This window comes from Streptococcus mitis subsp. hohhotensis (assembly GCF_020089495.2).
GTDB classification, from domain to species: Bacteria; Bacillota; Bacilli; order Lactobacillales; family Streptococcaceae; genus Streptococcus; species Streptococcus hohhotensis.
In genome coordinates this window covers 26,603-42,654 of record NZ_JAIRCA020000004.1, presented here as the reverse complement: position 1 = coordinate 42,654, position 16,052 = coordinate 26,603, and the positions used below count along the sequence as shown (strand labels likewise).

The 16,052-nt window shown below is 41.3% G+C and carries 15 protein-coding genes; 10 read left to right on the top strand and 5 right to left on the bottom strand.

Annotated elements, in window-relative coordinates; all coding sequences use genetic code 11:
• Positions 1 to 158 precede the first annotated feature (158 nt).
• The 6 genes from lctO to K4Z77_RS02655 all read left to right on the top strand — a co-directional run bounded on the left by lctO (position 159) and on the right by K4Z77_RS02655 (position 7,199).
• Positions 159 to 1,295: an L-lactate oxidase gene (gene lctO / locus K4Z77_RS02680; protein ID WP_000120723.1), complete on the top strand. Its 1,137-nt coding sequence runs from the start codon at positions 159 to 161 to the stop codon at positions 1,293 to 1,295.
• Between the two features lie 273 nt (positions 1,296 to 1,568).
• A complete protein-coding gene (locus tag K4Z77_RS02675; protein ID WP_001167204.1) occupies positions 1,569 to 1,964 on the top strand; it encodes a CopY/TcrY family copper transport repressor in 396 nt (131 codons plus the stop codon).
• A 10-nt stretch (positions 1,965 to 1,974) separates the two neighbouring features.
• Positions 1,975 to 2,346, top strand: a complete 372-nt coding sequence (locus K4Z77_RS02670) for a cupredoxin domain-containing protein (protein WP_049552159.1) — start codon at positions 1,975 to 1,977, stop codon at positions 2,344 to 2,346.
• Between the two features lie 9 nt (positions 2,347 to 2,355).
• Complete coding sequence (locus tag K4Z77_RS02665) at positions 2,356 to 4,599, top strand: heavy metal translocating P-type ATPase (protein ID WP_224218352.1); 2,244 nt, start codon at positions 2,356 to 2,358, stop codon at positions 4,597 to 4,599.
• Positions 4,600 to 4,921: 322 nt separating this feature from the next.
• On the top strand, positions 4,922 to 6,697 hold the full coding sequence (gene spxB, locus K4Z77_RS02660) for a pyruvate oxidase (protein ID WP_050253167.1): 1,776 nt from the start codon (positions 4,922 to 4,924) through the stop codon (positions 6,695 to 6,697).
• A gap of 154 nt (positions 6,698 to 6,851) precedes the next feature.
• Positions 6,852 to 7,199, top strand: a complete 348-nt coding sequence (locus K4Z77_RS02655) for a VOC family protein (protein ID WP_224218351.1) — start codon at positions 6,852 to 6,854, stop codon at positions 7,197 to 7,199.
• A gap of 165 nt (positions 7,200 to 7,364) precedes the next feature.
• Here K4Z77_RS02655 and K4Z77_RS02650 read toward each other — a convergent pair whose 3' ends face one another.
• Positions 7,365 to 7,709 carry a lipopolysaccharide assembly protein LapA domain-containing protein gene (locus tag K4Z77_RS02650; RefSeq protein ID WP_000913393.1) on the bottom strand — a complete coding sequence of 115 codons (345 nt, stop codon included), beginning with the start codon at positions 7,707 to 7,709 and terminating at the stop codon, positions 7,365 to 7,367.
• A 326-nt stretch (positions 7,710 to 8,035) separates the two neighbouring features.
• Here K4Z77_RS02650 and K4Z77_RS02645 point away from each other — a divergent pair, with 326 nt between their 5' ends.
• The 3 genes from K4Z77_RS02645 to manA all read left to right on the top strand — a co-directional run bounded on the left by K4Z77_RS02645 (position 8,036) and on the right by manA (position 11,009).
• Entirely contained in the window at positions 8,036 to 8,296 is a 261-nt protein-coding gene (locus K4Z77_RS02645) for a SemiSWEET family transporter (protein WP_001291472.1), read from the top strand.
• 208 nt (positions 8,297 to 8,504) lie between these two features.
• Entirely contained in the window at positions 8,505 to 9,944 is a 1,440-nt protein-coding gene (locus K4Z77_RS02640; protein WP_224218350.1) for a 6-phospho-beta-glucosidase, read from the top strand.
• 120 nt (positions 9,945 to 10,064) lie between these two features.
• Positions 10,065 to 11,009 (top strand): mannose-6-phosphate isomerase, class I, encoded by a 945-nt coding sequence (gene manA, locus K4Z77_RS02635; RefSeq protein ID WP_224218349.1) that lies wholly within the window; start codon positions 10,065 to 10,067, stop codon positions 11,007 to 11,009.
• Between the two features lie 40 nt (positions 11,010 to 11,049).
• Here manA and K4Z77_RS02630 read toward each other — a convergent pair whose 3' ends face one another.
• Positions 11,050 to 12,387: a sodium-dependent transporter gene (locus K4Z77_RS02630; protein ID WP_224218348.1), complete on the bottom strand. Its 1,338-nt coding sequence runs from the start codon at positions 12,385 to 12,387 to the stop codon at positions 11,050 to 11,052.
• 235 nt (positions 12,388 to 12,622) lie between these two features.
• Between K4Z77_RS02630 and K4Z77_RS02625 the strand changes: the two genes are divergently transcribed.
• Entirely contained in the window at positions 12,623 to 13,363 is a 741-nt protein-coding gene (locus K4Z77_RS02625; protein WP_224218347.1) for a MerR family transcriptional regulator, read from the top strand.
• Positions 13,364 to 13,404: 41 nt separating this feature from the next.
• On the opposite strand, the gene K4Z77_RS02620 is transcribed toward K4Z77_RS02625, so the two are convergent.
• Genes K4Z77_RS02620 through K4Z77_RS02610 form a run of 3 tightly spaced genes read right to left on the bottom strand, consistent with a single transcriptional unit; the run spans position 13,405 to position 16,050 of the window.
• A complete protein-coding gene (locus K4Z77_RS02620; RefSeq protein WP_224218346.1) occupies positions 13,405 to 13,926 on the bottom strand; it encodes a DUF1697 domain-containing protein in 522 nt (173 codons plus the stop codon).
• A 48-nt stretch (positions 13,927 to 13,974) separates the two neighbouring features.
• On the bottom strand, positions 13,975 to 15,147 hold the full coding sequence (aao, locus tag K4Z77_RS02615; RefSeq protein ID WP_224218345.1) for an aminoacetone oxidase: 1,173 nt from the start codon (positions 15,145 to 15,147) through the stop codon (positions 13,975 to 13,977).
• 57 nt (positions 15,148 to 15,204) lie between these two features.
• Positions 15,205 to 16,050, bottom strand: coding sequence for a DegV family protein (locus tag K4Z77_RS02610; RefSeq protein WP_224218344.1), 846 nt, complete (start codon positions 16,048 to 16,050; stop codon positions 15,205 to 15,207).
• Between the last annotated feature and the right edge of the window lie 2 nt (positions 16,051 to 16,052).

The following is a 16,052-nucleotide window of genomic DNA, read 5'->3' as shown; positions in this document are numbered from 1 at the left end:
GAATAATATGTATTTTTTATTGCCGTTATAAGGATTTTTTATCATAGACAGAATCTTTCTGAAATTTCCAAACAAAATATTTGAAAAGTGTTGAAAAAAGAGGTAAGATATTTTTGTAATACACAAAGAAAACGCTTACTTATCAAGGAGGGCATTTTATGTCATACAAAACAAGCAATGCAGAAGGTCATGTAGATTTCATCAATACCTATGATTTGGAACCAATGGCGCAACAAGTTATCCCTAAAGCAGCATTTGGCTATATCGCTAGTGGGGCGGAAGATACTTTCACTTTACGTGAGAATATCCGTGCCTTTAACCACAAACTCATCGTTCCACATACGCTTTGCAATGTAGAAAATCCAAGTACAGAGATTGAATTTGCAGGTGAAAAACTGTCTTCACCAATCATTATGGCGCCTGTTGCGGCTCATAAATTGGCAAATGAACAGGGTGAAGTGGCGACTGCGCGTGGTGTGCATGAGTTTGGTTCTCTCTATACAACCAGCTCTTACTCTACTGTAGACCTTCCAGAAATTACGGAAGCCCTTCAAGGGACACCTCACTGGTTCCAATTTTACTTTAGTAAAGATGACGGAATTAACCGCCACATCATGGATCGTGTGAAGGCTGAAGGTTATAAAGCGATTGTCTTGACAGCAGACGCTACTGTAGGGGGCAATCGTGAGGTGGACAAACGTAATGGTTTTGTCTTCCCAGTTGGCATGCCGATTGTTGAAGAATACCTACCAGAAGGCGCTGGTAAATCAATGGACTTTGTTTACAAATCAGCTAAACAACGTTTGTCTCCACGTGATGTAGAATTTATCGCTGAATACTCTGGACTTCCTGTTTATGTCAAGGGACCACAATGCCGTGAGGATGTTGAACGTTCGCTTGCTGCGGGAGCTTCTGGTATCTGGGTAACCAACCACGGTGGCCGCCAAATCGACGGTGGACCAGCTGCCTTTGACTCACTTCAAGAAGTAGCTGAAGCAGTTGATAAACGCGTGCCAATTGTCTTTGACTCAGGTATTCGTCGTGGTCAACACGTCTTTAAAGCCTTGGCTTCAGGGGCAGACTTGGTAGCTATTGGTCGCCCTGTTATCTATGGCTTGGCCCTTGGTGGTAGTGTTGGTGTGCGTCAAGTCTTTGAACACTTGAATGCGGAATTGAAGACAGTCATGCAGTTGTCTGGAACTCAGACTATTGAAGATGTCAAACACTTCAAACTCCGTCACAACCCATACAACCCAACTTTCCCAGTTGACCCTCGTGACTTAAAATTGTATTGATAAAAGAGATTGCCTCCACTTGATGTGGAGGTTTTTGCTTGTGTTTTAAACACTTCGAAAATCTCTTTAAACCACGTCAGCGTCGTCTTGCCGTACTAAAGTACTGTCTGCGCCTAGCTTTCTAGTTTGCTATTTGATTTTTATTGAGTATTAATCACTTTTGTAATGAAGATTAAAAAAAGAGAAAGATTTGAATTTTATAATTGACAAATGTAGATTTTTAAAGTATACTAATAACTGTAATCGACAAATGTAGATTTAGGAGGTGTGATTATGCAGATTTCAGATGCAGAATGGCAGGTCATGAAGATTATTTGGATGCAAGGAGAGCAGACCAGTACGGATTTGATCAGGGTTCTGGCAGAGCGGTTCGACTGGTCCAAGTCAACCATTCAAACTCTTTTGGCTCGTTTGGTTGAGAAAGAGTGTTTGACTCGGAAAAAAGAAGGCAAGTCTTTTGTTTATTCAGCACTGTTAACTTTGGACCAAAGTCGGGATTTACTTGTCCAAGATATCAAAGACAAGGTTTGTTCCCGTAGGATTAAGAACTTGTTGGCTGATTTGATTGCTGAATGTGATTTTACTCAGGCTGACTTGGAAGACTTGGAAGCTGTGATTTCTGAGAAGAAATCAAGCGCTGTAACAGAAGTAAAATGTAATTGTATGTAAAGGAGACGTCATGTTAAATACTATTGTAACCATTATTTGTATTGCCCTTATCGCCTTTATCTTGTTTTGGTTTTTCAAAAAGCCTGAAAAATCTGGACAAAAGGCCCAGCAAAAAAACGGCTACCAAGAGATTCGAGTGGAAGTCATGGGAGGCTATACGCCTGAGTTGATTATCCTCAAGAAATCAGTGCCAGCCCGCATTGTCTTTGACCGCAAGGATCCTTCACCATGTTTGGACCAAATTGTTTTTCCAGATTTTGGTGTACATGCGGACCTGCCAATGGGTGAAGAGTATGTAGTGGAAATCACGCCTGAGCAGGCTGGAGAGTATGGTTTCTCTTGTGGCATGAATATGATGCACGGCAAGATGATTGTAGAATAGGAGAATGATATGACTGAAATTGTAAAAGCAAGTCTTGAAAATGGTGTTCAAAAAATCCGTATCACGGCAGACAACGGCTACCATCCAGCTCATATACAGCTTCAAAAAGGGATTCCAGCTGAGATTACCTTTCATCGAGCAACTCCTTCAAACTGTTACAAGGAAATTCTGTTTGAAGAAGAAGGCATCTTGGAACCAATTGGCGTAGATGAGGAGAAAGTCATTCGTTTTACACCTCAAGAATTAGGCCAACATGAATTTTCTTGTGGCATGAAGATGCAAAAAGGAAGCTATACAGTCGTTGAGAAGACTAGGAAATCTCTATCACTTTTACAGCGTTTTTGGATTACTAGTATCTTTACTGTGCCTCTTGTGATCCTCATGATTGGGATGTCGACAGGAGGAATTAGTCACCAAGTCATGCGTTGGGGCACCTTTTTAGCCACAACACCGATTATGCTAGTAGCAGGTGGTCCTTATATCCAAAGTGCTTGGGCTAGTTTTAAAAAGCACAATGCCAACATGGATACCTTGGTTGCTCTGGGAACCCTAGTGGCCTATTTCTATAGCTTAGTTGCCCTCTTCGCTGGCCTCCCCGTTTACTTTGAAAGTGCTGCATTTATCTTCTTCTTCGTTCTTATGGGAGCCGTTTTTGAGGAGAAAATGCGGAAAAATACTTCCCAAGCTGTGGAGAAATTACTTGACTTGCAGGCTAAAACAGCAGAAGTTTTGCGTGAGGATAACTATGTTCAAGTTCCTTTGGAGCAAGTCAAGGTAGGTGATCTGATTCGAGTGCGTCCCGGTGAAAAGATTGCGGTTGATGGTATCGTAGTGGAAGGTGTCTCCAGTATTGATGAGTCTATGGTGACAGGTGAGAGTCTGCCTGTGGACAAGACAGTTGGAGATACCGTCATTGGTTCAACCATCAATAATAGTGGAACACTTGTTTTTAGAGCAGAAAAAGTTGGTTCAGAGACTGTTTTGGCTCAGATTGTGGATTTTGTGAAGAAAGCTCAGACAAGTCGTGCGCCGATTCAGGACTTGACGGATAAAATTTCAGGGATTTTTGTCCCAGCAGTTGTCATTTTAGGGATTGTGACCTTTTGGGTTTGGTTCGTCTTGCTCAGGGATAGTGTAGTTGTGCTTGGAGCGAGCTTTGTGTCTTCGCTTCTCTATGGAGTAGCAGTTCTGATTATTGCCTGCCCTTGTGCCTTGGGACTTGCAACACCGACAGCCCTTATGGTGGGGACAGGTCGCAGTGCCAAGATGGGAGTTCTCCTCAAAAATGGAACGGTTCTACAGGAAATCCAGAAAGTTCAAACTATCGTCTTTGATAAGACCGGGACTTTGACTGAAGGGAAACCTGTGGTAACAGATATCATAGGCGACGAAGTAGAAGTGCTTGGATTGGCAGCTTCCTTGGAAGAAGCTTCTCAACACCCACTGGCTGAAGCCGTTGTGAAACGAGCGAGTGAAGCTGGACTTGAGTTTCAAACTGTTGAAAATTTCCAAGCCTTGCACGGAAAAGGTGTCTCAGGGCAAATCAATGGAAAACAAGTTCTGCTTGGAAATGCTAAAATGCTGGGTGGCATGGATATTTCTAGCACTTATCAAGAAAAACTAGAAGAACTAGAAAAAGAAGCTAAGACAGTTGTTTTCTTGGCTGTGGACAATGAAATCAAAGGCTTGCTTGCTCTGCAAGATATTCCTAAGGAAAATGCTAAGCTTGCCATCAGTCAGTTGAAAAAACGAGGTCTTAAAACAGTCATGCTGACAGGAGACAATGCAGGTGTGGCGCGTGCTATTGCAGATCAGATTGGAATCGAAGAGGTCATTGCAGGTGTCTTACCAGAAGAAAAAGCCCATGAAATCCATAAACTACAAGCAGCTGGGAAAGTAGCCTTTGTTGGTGATGGGATTAATGACGCTCCTGCCCTCAGTGTAGCAGATGTGGGGATTGCTATGGGAGCTGGAACAGATATTGCCATCGAGTCAGCAGATTTGGTGTTGACAACTAATAACCTCCTAGGAGTGGTTCGTGCTTTTGACATGAGTAAGAAAACCTTTCATCGTATTCTGCTCAATCTTTTCTGGGCCTTTATCTACAATGTCGCCGGAATTCCGATTGCAGCAGGAGTCTTTTCAGGTGTTGGACTGGCTCTCAACCCAGAACTTGCAGGTCTAGCCATGGCCTTTAGTTCTGTATCCGTTCTGACCAGTTCCCTTCTCTTAAACTTTAGTAAAATAGATTAAAAGCGGGCTTGCTCGCTTTTTATACTCTTTGAAAATCTCTTCAAATCACGTCAGCTTTATCTGCAACCTCAAAGCTGTGCTTTGAGCAACCTGTGGCTAGCTTCCTAGTTTGCTCTTTGATTTTCATTGAGTATTATAAAACAGAAGCTAAAAACGTTTTCAAACTGTACTGTAATAGAGAATAAAAACTTCTGAGCAGATTCTTAGTAAACTAAAAATAAATGTGATAAATTAGTAATGTAAAAATTTACTGAAACGTTTTCAAAAACTATATGAAACCTTTTTTAGTAGATTTAAAAATATTTGAAGGAGAGTTATCACTATGACTCAAGGGAAAATTACTGCATCTGCAGCAATGCTTAACGTATTGAAAACATGGGGCGTAGACACAATCTACGGTATCCCATCAGGAACACTCAGCTCATTGATGGACGCTTTGGCTGAAGAAAAAGATATCCGCTTCTTGCAAGTTCGCCACGAAGAAACAGGTGCTCTTGCAGCGGTTATGCAAGCTAAATTCGGTGGCTCAATCGGGGTTGCAGTTGGTTCAGGTGGTCCGGGTGCGACTCACTTGATTAACGGTGTTTACGATGCAGCTATGGATAACACTCCATTCCTAGCGATCCTTGGATCACGTCCAGTTAACGAACTCAACATGGATGCTTTCCAAGAATTGAACCAAAACCCAATGTACAACGGTATCGCTGTATATAACAAACGTGTAGCTTACGCTGAGCAATTGCCAAAAGTTATTGACGAAGCTTGCCGTGCTGCAGTTTCTAAAAAAGGTCCAGCTGTTGTTGAAATCCCAGTAAACTTTGGTTTCCAAGAAATCGACGAAAACTCATACTATGGATCAGGTTCATACGAGCGTTCATTCATCGCTCCTGCTTTGAACGAAGTTGAAATCGACAAAGCTGTTGAAATCTTGAACAATGCTGAACGTCCAGTTATCTATGCTGGTTACGGTGGTGTTAAAGCTGGTGAAGTGATTACTGAATTGTCACGTAAAATCAAAGCACCAATCATCACAACTGGTAAAAACTTTGAAGCCTTTGAATGGAACTATGAAGGTTTGACAGGTTCTGCTTACCGTGTTGGTTGGAAACCAGCCAACGAAGTGGTCTTTGAAGCAGACACAGTTCTTTTCCTTGGCTCAAACTTCCCATTTGCTGAAGTTTACGAAGCATTCAAGAACACTGAAAAATTCATCCAAGTTGATATTGACCCTTACAAACTTGGTAAACGTCACGCCCTTGACGCTTCAATCCTTGGTGATGCAGGTCAAGCAGCCAAAGCTATCCTTGACAAAGTGAACCCAGTTGAATCTACTCCATGGTGGCGTGCAAACGTTAAGAACAACCAAAACTGGCGTGATTACATGAACAAACTCGAAGGTAAAACTGAGGGTGAATTGCAATTGTATCAAGTTTACAATGCAATCAACAAACATGCTGATCAAGACGCTATCTACTCAATCGACGTAGGTGACACTACTCAAACATCTACTCGTCACCTTCACATGACACCTAAGAACATGTGGCGTACATCTCCACTCTTTGCGACAATGGGTATTGCTCTTCCTGGTGGTATCGCTGCTAAGAAAGACAATCCAGATCGCCAAGTATGGAACATCATGGGTGACGGTGCATTCAACATGTGCTACCCAGACGTTATCACAAACGTTCAATACGACCTTCCAGTTATCAACGTTGTCTTCTCAAATGGTAAATATGCCTTCATCAAGGACAAATACGAAGACACAAACAAACACTTGTTTGGTTGTGACTTCCCTAATGCTGACTATGCGAAAATCGCTGAAGCTCAAGGAGCTGTTGGATTTACAGTTGACCGTATCGAAGACATCGATGCAGTTGTTGCAGAAGCTGTTAAATTGAACAAAGAAGGTAAAACTGTTGTGATCGATGCTCGCATCACTCCACACCGTCCACTTCCAGTAGAAGTACTTGAATTGGATCCAAAACAACACTCAGAAGAAGCTATCAAAGCCTTCAAAGAAAAATACGAAGCAGAAGAACTCGTACCATTCCGTCTCTTCTTGGAAGAAGAAGGGTTGCAATCACGCGCAATTAAATAATTTCTCTCGTCGAAAATCAAATATAAACTGCGTTATCTTCACCTTGCCGTACTCCAGTACTGCCTGCAGTTTGATGCCTTGTTTATTCTTTGATTTTCATAGAGAGAAACATAAAAAGATCGGAGCAATCCGGTCTTTTTATGGAGGATAGTAAATGAATTTAAATCAATTAGATATTATCGTTTCAGATGTTCCCCAAGTCTGTGCTGGCTTGGAGCGTATTTTGGATAAAAAGTCCGATTATGCTGATGATGGTTTTGCTCAGTTTACGATTGGCAGTCACTGTCTGATGTTGTCTCAAAATCATTTGGTTCCTTTGGAAAATTTTCAGTCAGGAATCATTCTTCATATAGAGGTTGAGGATGTAGACCAGAACTACCAACGGTTGAAAGAACTTGGTATCCAGGTTTTAAACGGACCAACTGTAACCGATTGGGGAACAGAGTCCTTATTAGTTAAAGGGCCTGCTGGTCTAGTGATTGATTTTTATCGTATGAAGTAGGTAATTCTATTATCAAATTTTTTATCTAAACATTCTTGGAGTGAAACTTAAAAAGATCGGAGCAATTCGATCTTTTTTGTATTTATGCGACTTTCAGTCCGTCTCGCTCCGTTAGGTGCGAGACAAAAAACCACCCGTTTTCACGGGTGGTTATGATTTCTACACTTATTGTTTGGCTTCCTGTTTTAATTGTTGCACCTGTTCCTCGTACTGGACAAGCTCCCTGTCTTTTATATTGATAGTCGCTTCTGCTTCAGCAATGCGGCTTCTCAGATCTTGAGTCTTGTTATGGTGATAGCTAATACCAATAGCACTACCAGCAATGATCCCGATTACTAGACAAGTAAAAATCACCAAAATCAAGGGAGCAGATAGTTGTGTAAAGACAAGACTGACAGTTACTGTTTGACGATTGAGTAGACCAAATGAGATCACAATGACTAATAAGCTCAAACCGCCAATTAGATAAGCCTTATCTTTCAGTGACAATTCATTAAATTTTTTTAGCATAAGTTCCTTTTCTCCTGACTATGTTGATAGAAAACTACACACCATTTAGGTATTAACAAAATTCATTTTACTAGAAAATTTCGATACTGTCAATAATTTCTAACGGCTTATTTACCATCAATCAATCGATTCATTGAAAAGGAGTATTCATTTTCTAATATTTGATTGAGTAAACAGAACGGAGCAATTCGGTCTTTTTTCTGTTCCCTCTTTCTTATAACAAGATTGTGATAGTTTATATCTTTATAACAAAAGTTTTAAAGACTTGATTGTTTTGAAAGAATATTTTAAAATAAGATTCAGTAAAAATGAAAGAGGTTTTGAAAATGTCTGAAAAACAAATGAAAATTTTAGGTTGGGTAGCGACCTTTATGTCTGTTATGATGTATGTGTCTTACTTCCCACAAATCATGAACAATCTGGCTGGTCAAAAAGGAAATTTCATCCAGCCCTTGGTTGCTGCCATCAACTGTAGTCTCTGGGTTTACTACGGTCTTTTCAAAAAAGAAAGAGATATCCCCCTTGCAGCAGCTAATGCACCAGGTATTATTTTTGGCCTAGTGACGGTTATTACAGCTTTGATTTAAAAGGAACAGAGGAGACTAGTTTTCAGTCTTCTTTTTTGTTTCAGGGGAGGCTATTTACTTTTTCTAGAGGATAATTTTTTAAAAAACAATCTGATAAACTTAAATAGTAGAATAGTATCAGTATGTCACAGTATTTTATAAGAAAAGGTTTACAGAATAAGTTATAATATAAGTAAATGAACAAGCAAATAAGAAAGTGAGTAGAGTTATGACCGAAAAACTGACTTTTCCGGATGGTTTCTTGTGGGGCGGAGCGACAGCTGCCAACCAGTGTGAGGGTGCTTATAATTTAGAAGGTCGTGGATTGGCGAATGTGGATGTCGTCCCCATCGGTCCAGATCGTGAAGCCATTATCACAGGTCAGAAAAAGATGTTTTCGTTTGAGGAGGGCTATTTTTACCCAGCCAAGCAAGCTATTGATATGTACCATCATTACAAGGAAGATATTGCCCTTTTTGCGGAAATGGGCTTTAAGACTTATCGGCTTTCCATTGCTTGGACTCGGATTTTTCCTAAGGGCGACGAAACAGTGCCAAATGAAGATGGTCTAGCCTTTTATGAGGATTTATTTAAGGAGTGCCACAAGTATGGTATCCAACCTCTGGTGACTATCACTCATTTCGACTGTCCTATGCACTTGATTACAGAGTACGGTGGTTGGCGCAATCGTCGGATGTTAGACTTCTATGAAAAACTTTGTCGCACACTCTTTACCCGCTATAAGGGTTTGGTCAAATATTGGCTTACCTTCAACGAAATCAACATGATTCTCCATGCCCCCTTTATGGGAGCTGGGCTCTGTTTTGAAGAAGGAGAAAATCAAGAACTGGTTAAATATCAGGCTGCACACTATGAGTTGGTAGCTTCAGCTCTTGCGACAAAGATTGCCCACGAAATTGACCCAGAAAATAAGGTGGGATGTATGTTGGCTGCAGGGCAATACTATCCTAACACAGCCCATCCAAGAGACTACTGGGCAGCCATGGAGGAAGACCGCAAGAGTTACTTCTTCATTGATGTTCAAGCGCGTGGGGAATACCCAAATTACGCAAAGAAGCAGTGGGAGCGTGAGGGAATTAAGATTCAAATGACGTTAGAGGATTTGGACTTGTTGAAGAATCATACTGTTGACTTTGTTTCCTTCTCTTACTATGCGAGCCGAGTGGCCTCAGGGGATCCAGAAGTGAGGAATATGACCGCTGGAAATGTCTTTGCCTCTATCAAAAATCCTTATCTGGAATCCTCTGAATGGGGTTGGCAGATTGACCCATTGGGACTTCGTATCACCCTCAATGCCATCTGGGATCGTTACCAAAAACCTATGTTCATCGTAGAAAATGGACTCGGTGTTATAGACACGCCAGATGAAAATGGCTATGTAGCGGATGACTATCGAATTGCTTATTTAGAGGCCCACATCAAGGCTATGCGAGATGCCATTTACCAAGATGGGGTTGACTTGCTCGGTTATACGACTTGGGGATGTATCGATTTGGTTTCAGCTGGAACGGGCGAAATGAACAAGCGCTATGGCTTTATCTATGTGGATCGAGATAATGCGAGTCAAGGAAGTCTCAAACGGAGCAAGAAGAAATCCTTCTACTGGTACAAGGATGTCATTGCCAGCAATGGTGCAAGTATTGAGTAGAGCACATTTGTTCACTATTTTTATAAAATCTTCTCTCTACTTTATATAATAGGAAAAAGAGTTCAATTAGACCTGGCTTTTTGCTATAATGAGGGGAGAAAAATCAGACAGGAGAATAAGATGTCAGAACCATTATTTTTACAATCAGTTATGCAAGAAAAAATCTGGGGTGGAACCAAGCTACGTGATGAGTTTGGCTACGACATCCCAAGTGAAAAAATCGGAGAATACTGGACCATCTCAGCTCATCCAAATGGAGTCTCTAAAGTTTCCAATGGTCGTTACGAGGGAACAGACCTAGCTACTTTGTATGCAGAACACCGTGAATTGTTTGGCAATCGTCCAGAACCTGTATTTCCGCTTTTGACTAAGATTCTGGATGCCAACGACTGGCTCAGCGTCCAAGTTCACCCAGATGATGCTTATGGACTGGAGCATGAAGGCGAACTTGGAAAAACAGAATGCTGGTACATTATCGCAGCGGATGAAGGTTCAGAGATTATCTACGGTCACAATGCTAAGTCAAAAGAAGAACTCCGCCAGCAAATCGAGGATAAAAACTGGGAGGACTTGCTGACAAAAGTTCCTGTTAAGGCTGGAGATTTCTTCTATGTGCCAAGTGGCACCATGCATGCTATCGGGGCAGGCATCTTGATTCTTGAAACCCAACAGTCTAGTGATACAACTTACCGCGTCTATGACTTTGACCGTAAGGATGATAATGGCAACTTGCGTGAACTTCACCTTGAAAAATCTATCGATGTTTTGAACATTGGAGAGCCTGCCAATAGCCGTCCTGTAACTGTTAAAGCAGATGATTTGCGTTCCACTCTCCTTGTATCTAATGATTTCTTTGTAGTTTACAAGTGGGAAATTACTGGGAAAGTTGACTTTGAAAAGATAGCTGACTACAGCTTGTTGAGTGTCTTGGCTGGTCAAGGTCAACTGACTGTTGACGGAAAAAACTATCCAATCCAAAAAGGCAGCCACTTTATCCTACCAAGTGATGTTGAAGCTTGGACGATAGAGGGGCAAGGTTTGGAATTGATTGTTAGTCATCCATAAAAAAGAAAGGGCCTGAGTTTACTACTCAAGTCCTTTTTGATTACATAAATTGGGCGATGAAGACCACGATGATGATTGGAATGACGAAACGAAGAAGGAAGAGCCAGACTTGGAAAAGTCCCTGTTTCCATGCTTTTTCATCAAGATGGAGTTCCTCCATAGCAAGTGCCTTCTTAAAGATGTAGCCAGTAAAGAGTGAAAGGCAGAGGGCTCCAAATGGCATGAGGAGATTGGAAACCAAGAAGTCCATAGCGTCAAAGAAGGTCTTCCCAAAGATGTGAACATCCGCCATAACACCGTAAGAAAGGGCTGAAGGAATTCCAAAAACAAAGGTCAAGATTCCTAAAATGGCACTCCACTTAGCCCGCTTGCTGTTGTCCTGGTTGGTGATATTGCCCACATTGATTTCCAGCATAACGACTGAAGAAGTGACCGTCGCAAAGAGGAAGAGCAAGAGGAAAAGGATGTAGAAAATAGTTCCAAAAGGCATCTTGTCAAAGAGCTGTGGCAAGACGATGAAGAGGAGGCTTGGCCCACCTTCGGACTGGATGTTGAAGGCCGACATGGCTGGGAAAATGGCTAGACCTGCCATGATGGATACCGAGATGTTCATGGCTACAATGGAAATCCCTGATTGGACCAGATTGGTTTTCTTGTCTAAGTAGGACGCATAGGTCAGCATGGCTGTGACCCCTAGTGAAAGGGCAAAGAAAGATTGTCCTAGAGCATAAAGGAAACCGGCACTGGTCAGTTTTGAGAAGTCTGGTTTGAGGAAGTAGAGAACGCCTTCCATGGCATTTGGCAAACTGAGAGAGCGTCCAATGATAATGACAAAAATGATAAAGAGCAGGGGCATCATAACTTTTGAGGCTCTTTCAATCCCTTTTTGAACCCCACGTGATACAATAAAGATATTCAATAAGATAAAGGAAGCTTGAGCCCCTAGAGCAATGGCTGGATTTGAAATGATTGAAGTGAATAACTGAGCATAATCACCTGTTCCACCAAGATGGAACAATTTCCCAAACTCAATACCCAGATAGACTAGAATCCATCCTCCGATAACACTGTAAAAGGAGAGAAGGATGAAGAGGGCAAAGGCACCAATCCAACCGATAAAGTTGTACTTGTTATTGTTGCCCAGTTTTCCAAAGGTTTTGATAGCGGAAACGCTAGCACTACGACCAAGGGCAAATTCAGCAAGCAGGAGCGGGAAACCGATTAAAATGGTAGAAATAAGAAAGACTAGTAAAAAGCCTCCACCGCCATTAGCAGCAGTCATGTAGGGAAATTTCCAAACGGCTCCAAGTCCGATGGCTGAACCAGCAGATGCTAGAATAAAGCCTAGTTTCGATCCCCATTGCGATTTTTCTGACATAGTTAAACTCCTAAAATTAGTATTACAAAAGAAAAAGCTACTGCCCTTGGCAAATAGCCTCATAAGTGCTCAAAATGAGCCTTTCTTTTGATTGATAGACTTGACTATCCTATCATGTTTTCTAAGGTCTGTCAAGAAAACCATTTTCATGTTATGATAAAGTAAAAAAATTTCGCAAAAACGCTTGACTCTGACCTAAGGGGAGGGGGTATACTATTAGTGTAAGGAGGAAATCATGTACCATATAAAAGAAGCTGCGCAGCTTTCAGGCGTCTCTGTCAAGACCCTACACCACTATGACAAGATAGGACTCTTAGTTCCTTTAAAGTCGGAAAACGGCTATCGAACCTACAGTCAGGAGGATTTGGAACGCCTTCAGGTCATTCTTTACTACAAATATCTAGGCTTTTCTTTAGAAAAAATAGCAGAGCTATTAAAGGAAGAAAGGACAGATTTATTGCCTCATTTGACTAGGCAGTTGGACTATTTGACTCGAGAAAGGGAACATCTGGATACCTTGATTTCAACCTTGCAGAAAACCATTCAAGAACAAAAAGGAGAAAGAGAAATGAGTATTCAAGAGAAATTTGCTGGATTTAACTACCAAGATCATCAAAAATACCACCAAGAGGCGGTAGAGAAATATGGACAAGAAGTCATGGACCAAGCGCTCGAGCGCCAAAAAGGTCACGAAGACGAAGCTACGGCTGCCTTCAATCAAGTCTTTCGAGACTTGGCACAAAATCTTCAAGCTGGTCTACCGATAACAGCGTCTGAAAACCAAGAAGAAGCCGCTAAACTCTTGCAAGCCATTCGGACTTATGGATTTGACTGTACTATTGAAGTATTCGGTCATATCGGTAAAGGCTACGTCTATAACCCAGAATTTAAGGAAAACATTGACAAATTTGGACCTGGAACAGCCCAGTACACATCAGATGTCATTGCCCACTATGTCCAAACTCAGACAAAATAAAATCGGAGGAGTAATCTTCCGATTTTTACTAAATTCAAGTACTACTTGCTTAATAATTTTTCTACTACATTTAGTTTTCGCATTGTCAAATCTACATTGAAAAGCTTTTCAAGATAGTTGGTATGGAGTTTCTTTTGTTTAGCAGTTCTAGGGAGATAGAGGTAAAGGCAGTGGTTACCGATACAAATTTCTTCTTCATCGTAATCAATTTTCAATTTGTCTAAAGGGAGGCTTTGAATAGATTCTTGATAAAAAATCACGTGTATACGGTCATAAAGATAGTGTTCTCCAAAAGGGTTTTCTTGGACAATGTTTTTAAAAATATCCTTATTCTTAATGATTATTTTGAGATCGGCTCCAATCTTTTCCTTTATTAGAGTATGAACCTGTTCTCGTATTTTTTCTAAGGCTAAGTTACTTTCAAGAATGATATTACCACTTTGAATATAGGTTCGAACTTGTTGAAAACCGGCTTCTGTTAAGATATCTACTAGATAAGACATTTTAGGGATAGCATTTTTTCCATTAGGAGTAACTCCCCTTAACAAGATAATATGTTCCAAAGGACTTCCTTTCTTTTGGGGCTGATTTAGCCATTAAATAATTCAGATTTAGATTGGGTTTGATCCCGCCACCCAACCAGTACAGAGGGCAGAAGTGATGTTAAACCCACCCGTGTGGGCATTGATATCCAGTACCTCGCCAGCAAAGTGGAGTCCAGGTACCAGCTTACTTTCTAGAGTTTTGGGATTGATTTCCTTGAGACTGACGCCCCCTTTGGTAACAAAGGACTTGGCAAGGGACATTTTTCCGGTCACAGGGATTTTGAGTGCTTTGATAGACTGGAGAAGTTGTTCGCGTTCCTTTTCAGTCAGTTGTTTGACTTTTTCTGGATAGCCTTGCACAAAAAATTCTGCTAAACGTTCTGGTAACAAGGTTTTTAAGGCATTTTTCAAGGATTTTTCACGATTCTCTTCTAGAAATGTAGCCAAGCCCTTCTCAGAAAGTTGAGGCAAAACATCTAGCGAGAGAACCTCCCCCCCTTTGACAAAACTTGACATACGCAGAGCAGCAGGGCCTGACAAACCAAAGTGGGTAAAGAGTAAATCATGAGTGATGACATGCTTACCATAACTTAGGGTCACATCGTCTAGTGAAATCCCCTGAAGTGCTTTGTGTGGAAAATCCGTTAATAATGGACTTTCAGCAGCCTCAAGTTCGGTAATGGTGTGTTTAAAATGACGGGCAATCTCATGTCCAAAACCAGTCGAACCAGTGGAAGGATAGGATTTTCCACCAGTTGTGACAATCAGTTTATCGCAAGTGAAGCTTTGGTCTATGGATTTAAGGACAAACTGATTTTCTACCTTTTTAACCGAAACAATTTCGGTTTGAGTAGCAACTTGGCCGCCTAGCTCAGTGATTTTCTTTTCCAAGGCCTCGATAATGGTACGAGACTTGTCACTAGCAGGAAAGACGCGGCCGTGGTCTTCGACCTTAAGTTTAACACCATTTTCTGTAAAAAAGTTGATGATATCATGGTTATCAAATTGGGAGAAGACACTATAAAGAAAGCGCCCATTTCCAGGAATTCCAGCTAGTAGGTCATCTAGAGTTCCGTTGTTGGTTACATTGCAACGTCCCCCGCCTGTTCCAGCTAATTTTTTCCCAAGTTTTCGATTTTTTTCGATGAGTAGAGTTTTCTGACCATAAAAGCTACTGGAAATCGTAGCCATCATGCCAGCAGGACCTCCACCGATGACAATAGTATCAAAATGTTTCATAGCTCTATTGTACCACAAAAAAACAAGAGATGAAGTCACCTCTTGTCAAGAATGCAATTAATCAATTTCATATCCCATCAGCAAACCGCCATCTTCTGCATAGAAACTGCAGAGACCAGAGGTTGGGAGAATTTTGATGTTAGCTTGTGGGAAGGTTTCACGGATTCGCTCTGAGAGCTGTTGACAACATTTTTCGTTATTGCGTTGGGCCATGACAATACGGCCACCAGCATATCCAGCTTTTATTAACTCCTCATAGGCTGCCTGAATCGATTTCTTTGGTCCTCTTGCTTTTTGTAGCAATTCGAGGGTTCCGGTTTCACTAGCTTCTCCGACCATACGGATGTTGAGAAGGCCAACGACTGTACCAATAAGCTTGCTCAAACGGCCGTTCTTCACCAAGTTATCGACTTTGGCTAGGACAAAGAGCAACTTGGTTTTTTCTTGATAGGCAGTGATAGCTTCAACCACTCCTTCAAAAGACAAGCCCTGGTCAATCAAGTCATTTAATTTTTCTACGAGTAGGTCAACTTCACCACCAGCAGATAAACTATCAATTACATGAATCTTAGTGTCAGGATGTTCTTCCAGATAAATATTCTTGGCCAGTTGAGCACTATTGTGACTACCAGAAAGAGTACCAGTGATGGTTACTAGGAAAATGTTTTTGGCACCTTCAAATGCTCGCAAATAATCATCTGGGCTTGGACAAGCTGATTTTGAAGCCTCTGCGGTTGCATACATGGTTTCCATCATATGGTCAATATCAAGACTGGCATCATCAATAAAGACCTGATCAGCTACTTGAATGGTTAAGGGGACACTTACAAAGGTTGTGTTAATAGCTGGTGTTGGCAGTTGACGATAATCACAACCAGAGTCAGCAATAATCTTCCAAGTCATAG

Bases quoted from the DNA above. Each gene is read 5' to 3' on its own strand.
- K4Z77_RS02665 (WP_224218352.1), top strand. From the start codon at position 2,356: ATGACTGAAATTGTAAAAGCAAGTCTTGAAAATGGTGTTCAAAAAATC.
- spxB (WP_050253167.1), top strand. From the start codon at position 4,922: ATGACTCAAGGGAAAATTACTGCATCTGCAGCAATGCTTAACGTATTG.
- lctO (WP_000120723.1), top strand. From the start codon at position 159: ATGTCATACAAAACAAGCAATGCAGAAGGTCATGTAGATTTCATCAAT.
- K4Z77_RS02670 (WP_049552159.1), top strand. From the start codon at position 1,975: ATGTTAAATACTATTGTAACCATTATTTGTATTGCCCTTATCGCCTTT.
- K4Z77_RS02675 (WP_001167204.1), top strand. From the start codon at position 1,569: ATGCAGATTTCAGATGCAGAATGGCAGGTCATGAAGATTATTTGGATG.
- K4Z77_RS02655 (WP_224218351.1), top strand. From the start codon at position 6,852: ATGAATTTAAATCAATTAGATATTATCGTTTCAGATGTTCCCCAAGTC.
- K4Z77_RS02650 (WP_000913393.1), bottom strand. From the start codon at position 7,709: ATGCTAAAAAAATTTAATGAATTGTCACTGAAAGATAAGGCTTATCTA.
- K4Z77_RS02645 (WP_001291472.1), top strand. From the start codon at position 8,036: ATGTCTGAAAAACAAATGAAAATTTTAGGTTGGGTAGCGACCTTTATG.
- K4Z77_RS02630 (WP_224218348.1), bottom strand. From the start codon at position 12,387: ATGTCAGAAAAATCGCAATGGGGATCGAAACTAGGCTTTATTCTAGCA.
- K4Z77_RS02640 (WP_224218350.1), top strand. From the start codon at position 8,505: ATGACCGAAAAACTGACTTTTCCGGATGGTTTCTTGTGGGGCGGAGCG.
- K4Z77_RS02625 (WP_224218347.1), top strand. From the start codon at position 12,623: ATGTACCATATAAAAGAAGCTGCGCAGCTTTCAGGCGTCTCTGTCAAG.
- manA (WP_224218349.1), top strand. From the start codon at position 10,065: ATGTCAGAACCATTATTTTTACAATCAGTTATGCAAGAAAAAATCTGG.
- aao (WP_224218345.1), bottom strand. From the start codon at position 15,147: ATGAAACATTTTGATACTATTGTCATCGGTGGAGGTCCTGCTGGCATG.
- K4Z77_RS02610 (WP_224218344.1), bottom strand. From the start codon at position 16,050: ATGACTTGGAAGATTATTGCTGACTCTGGTTGTGATTATCGTCAACTG.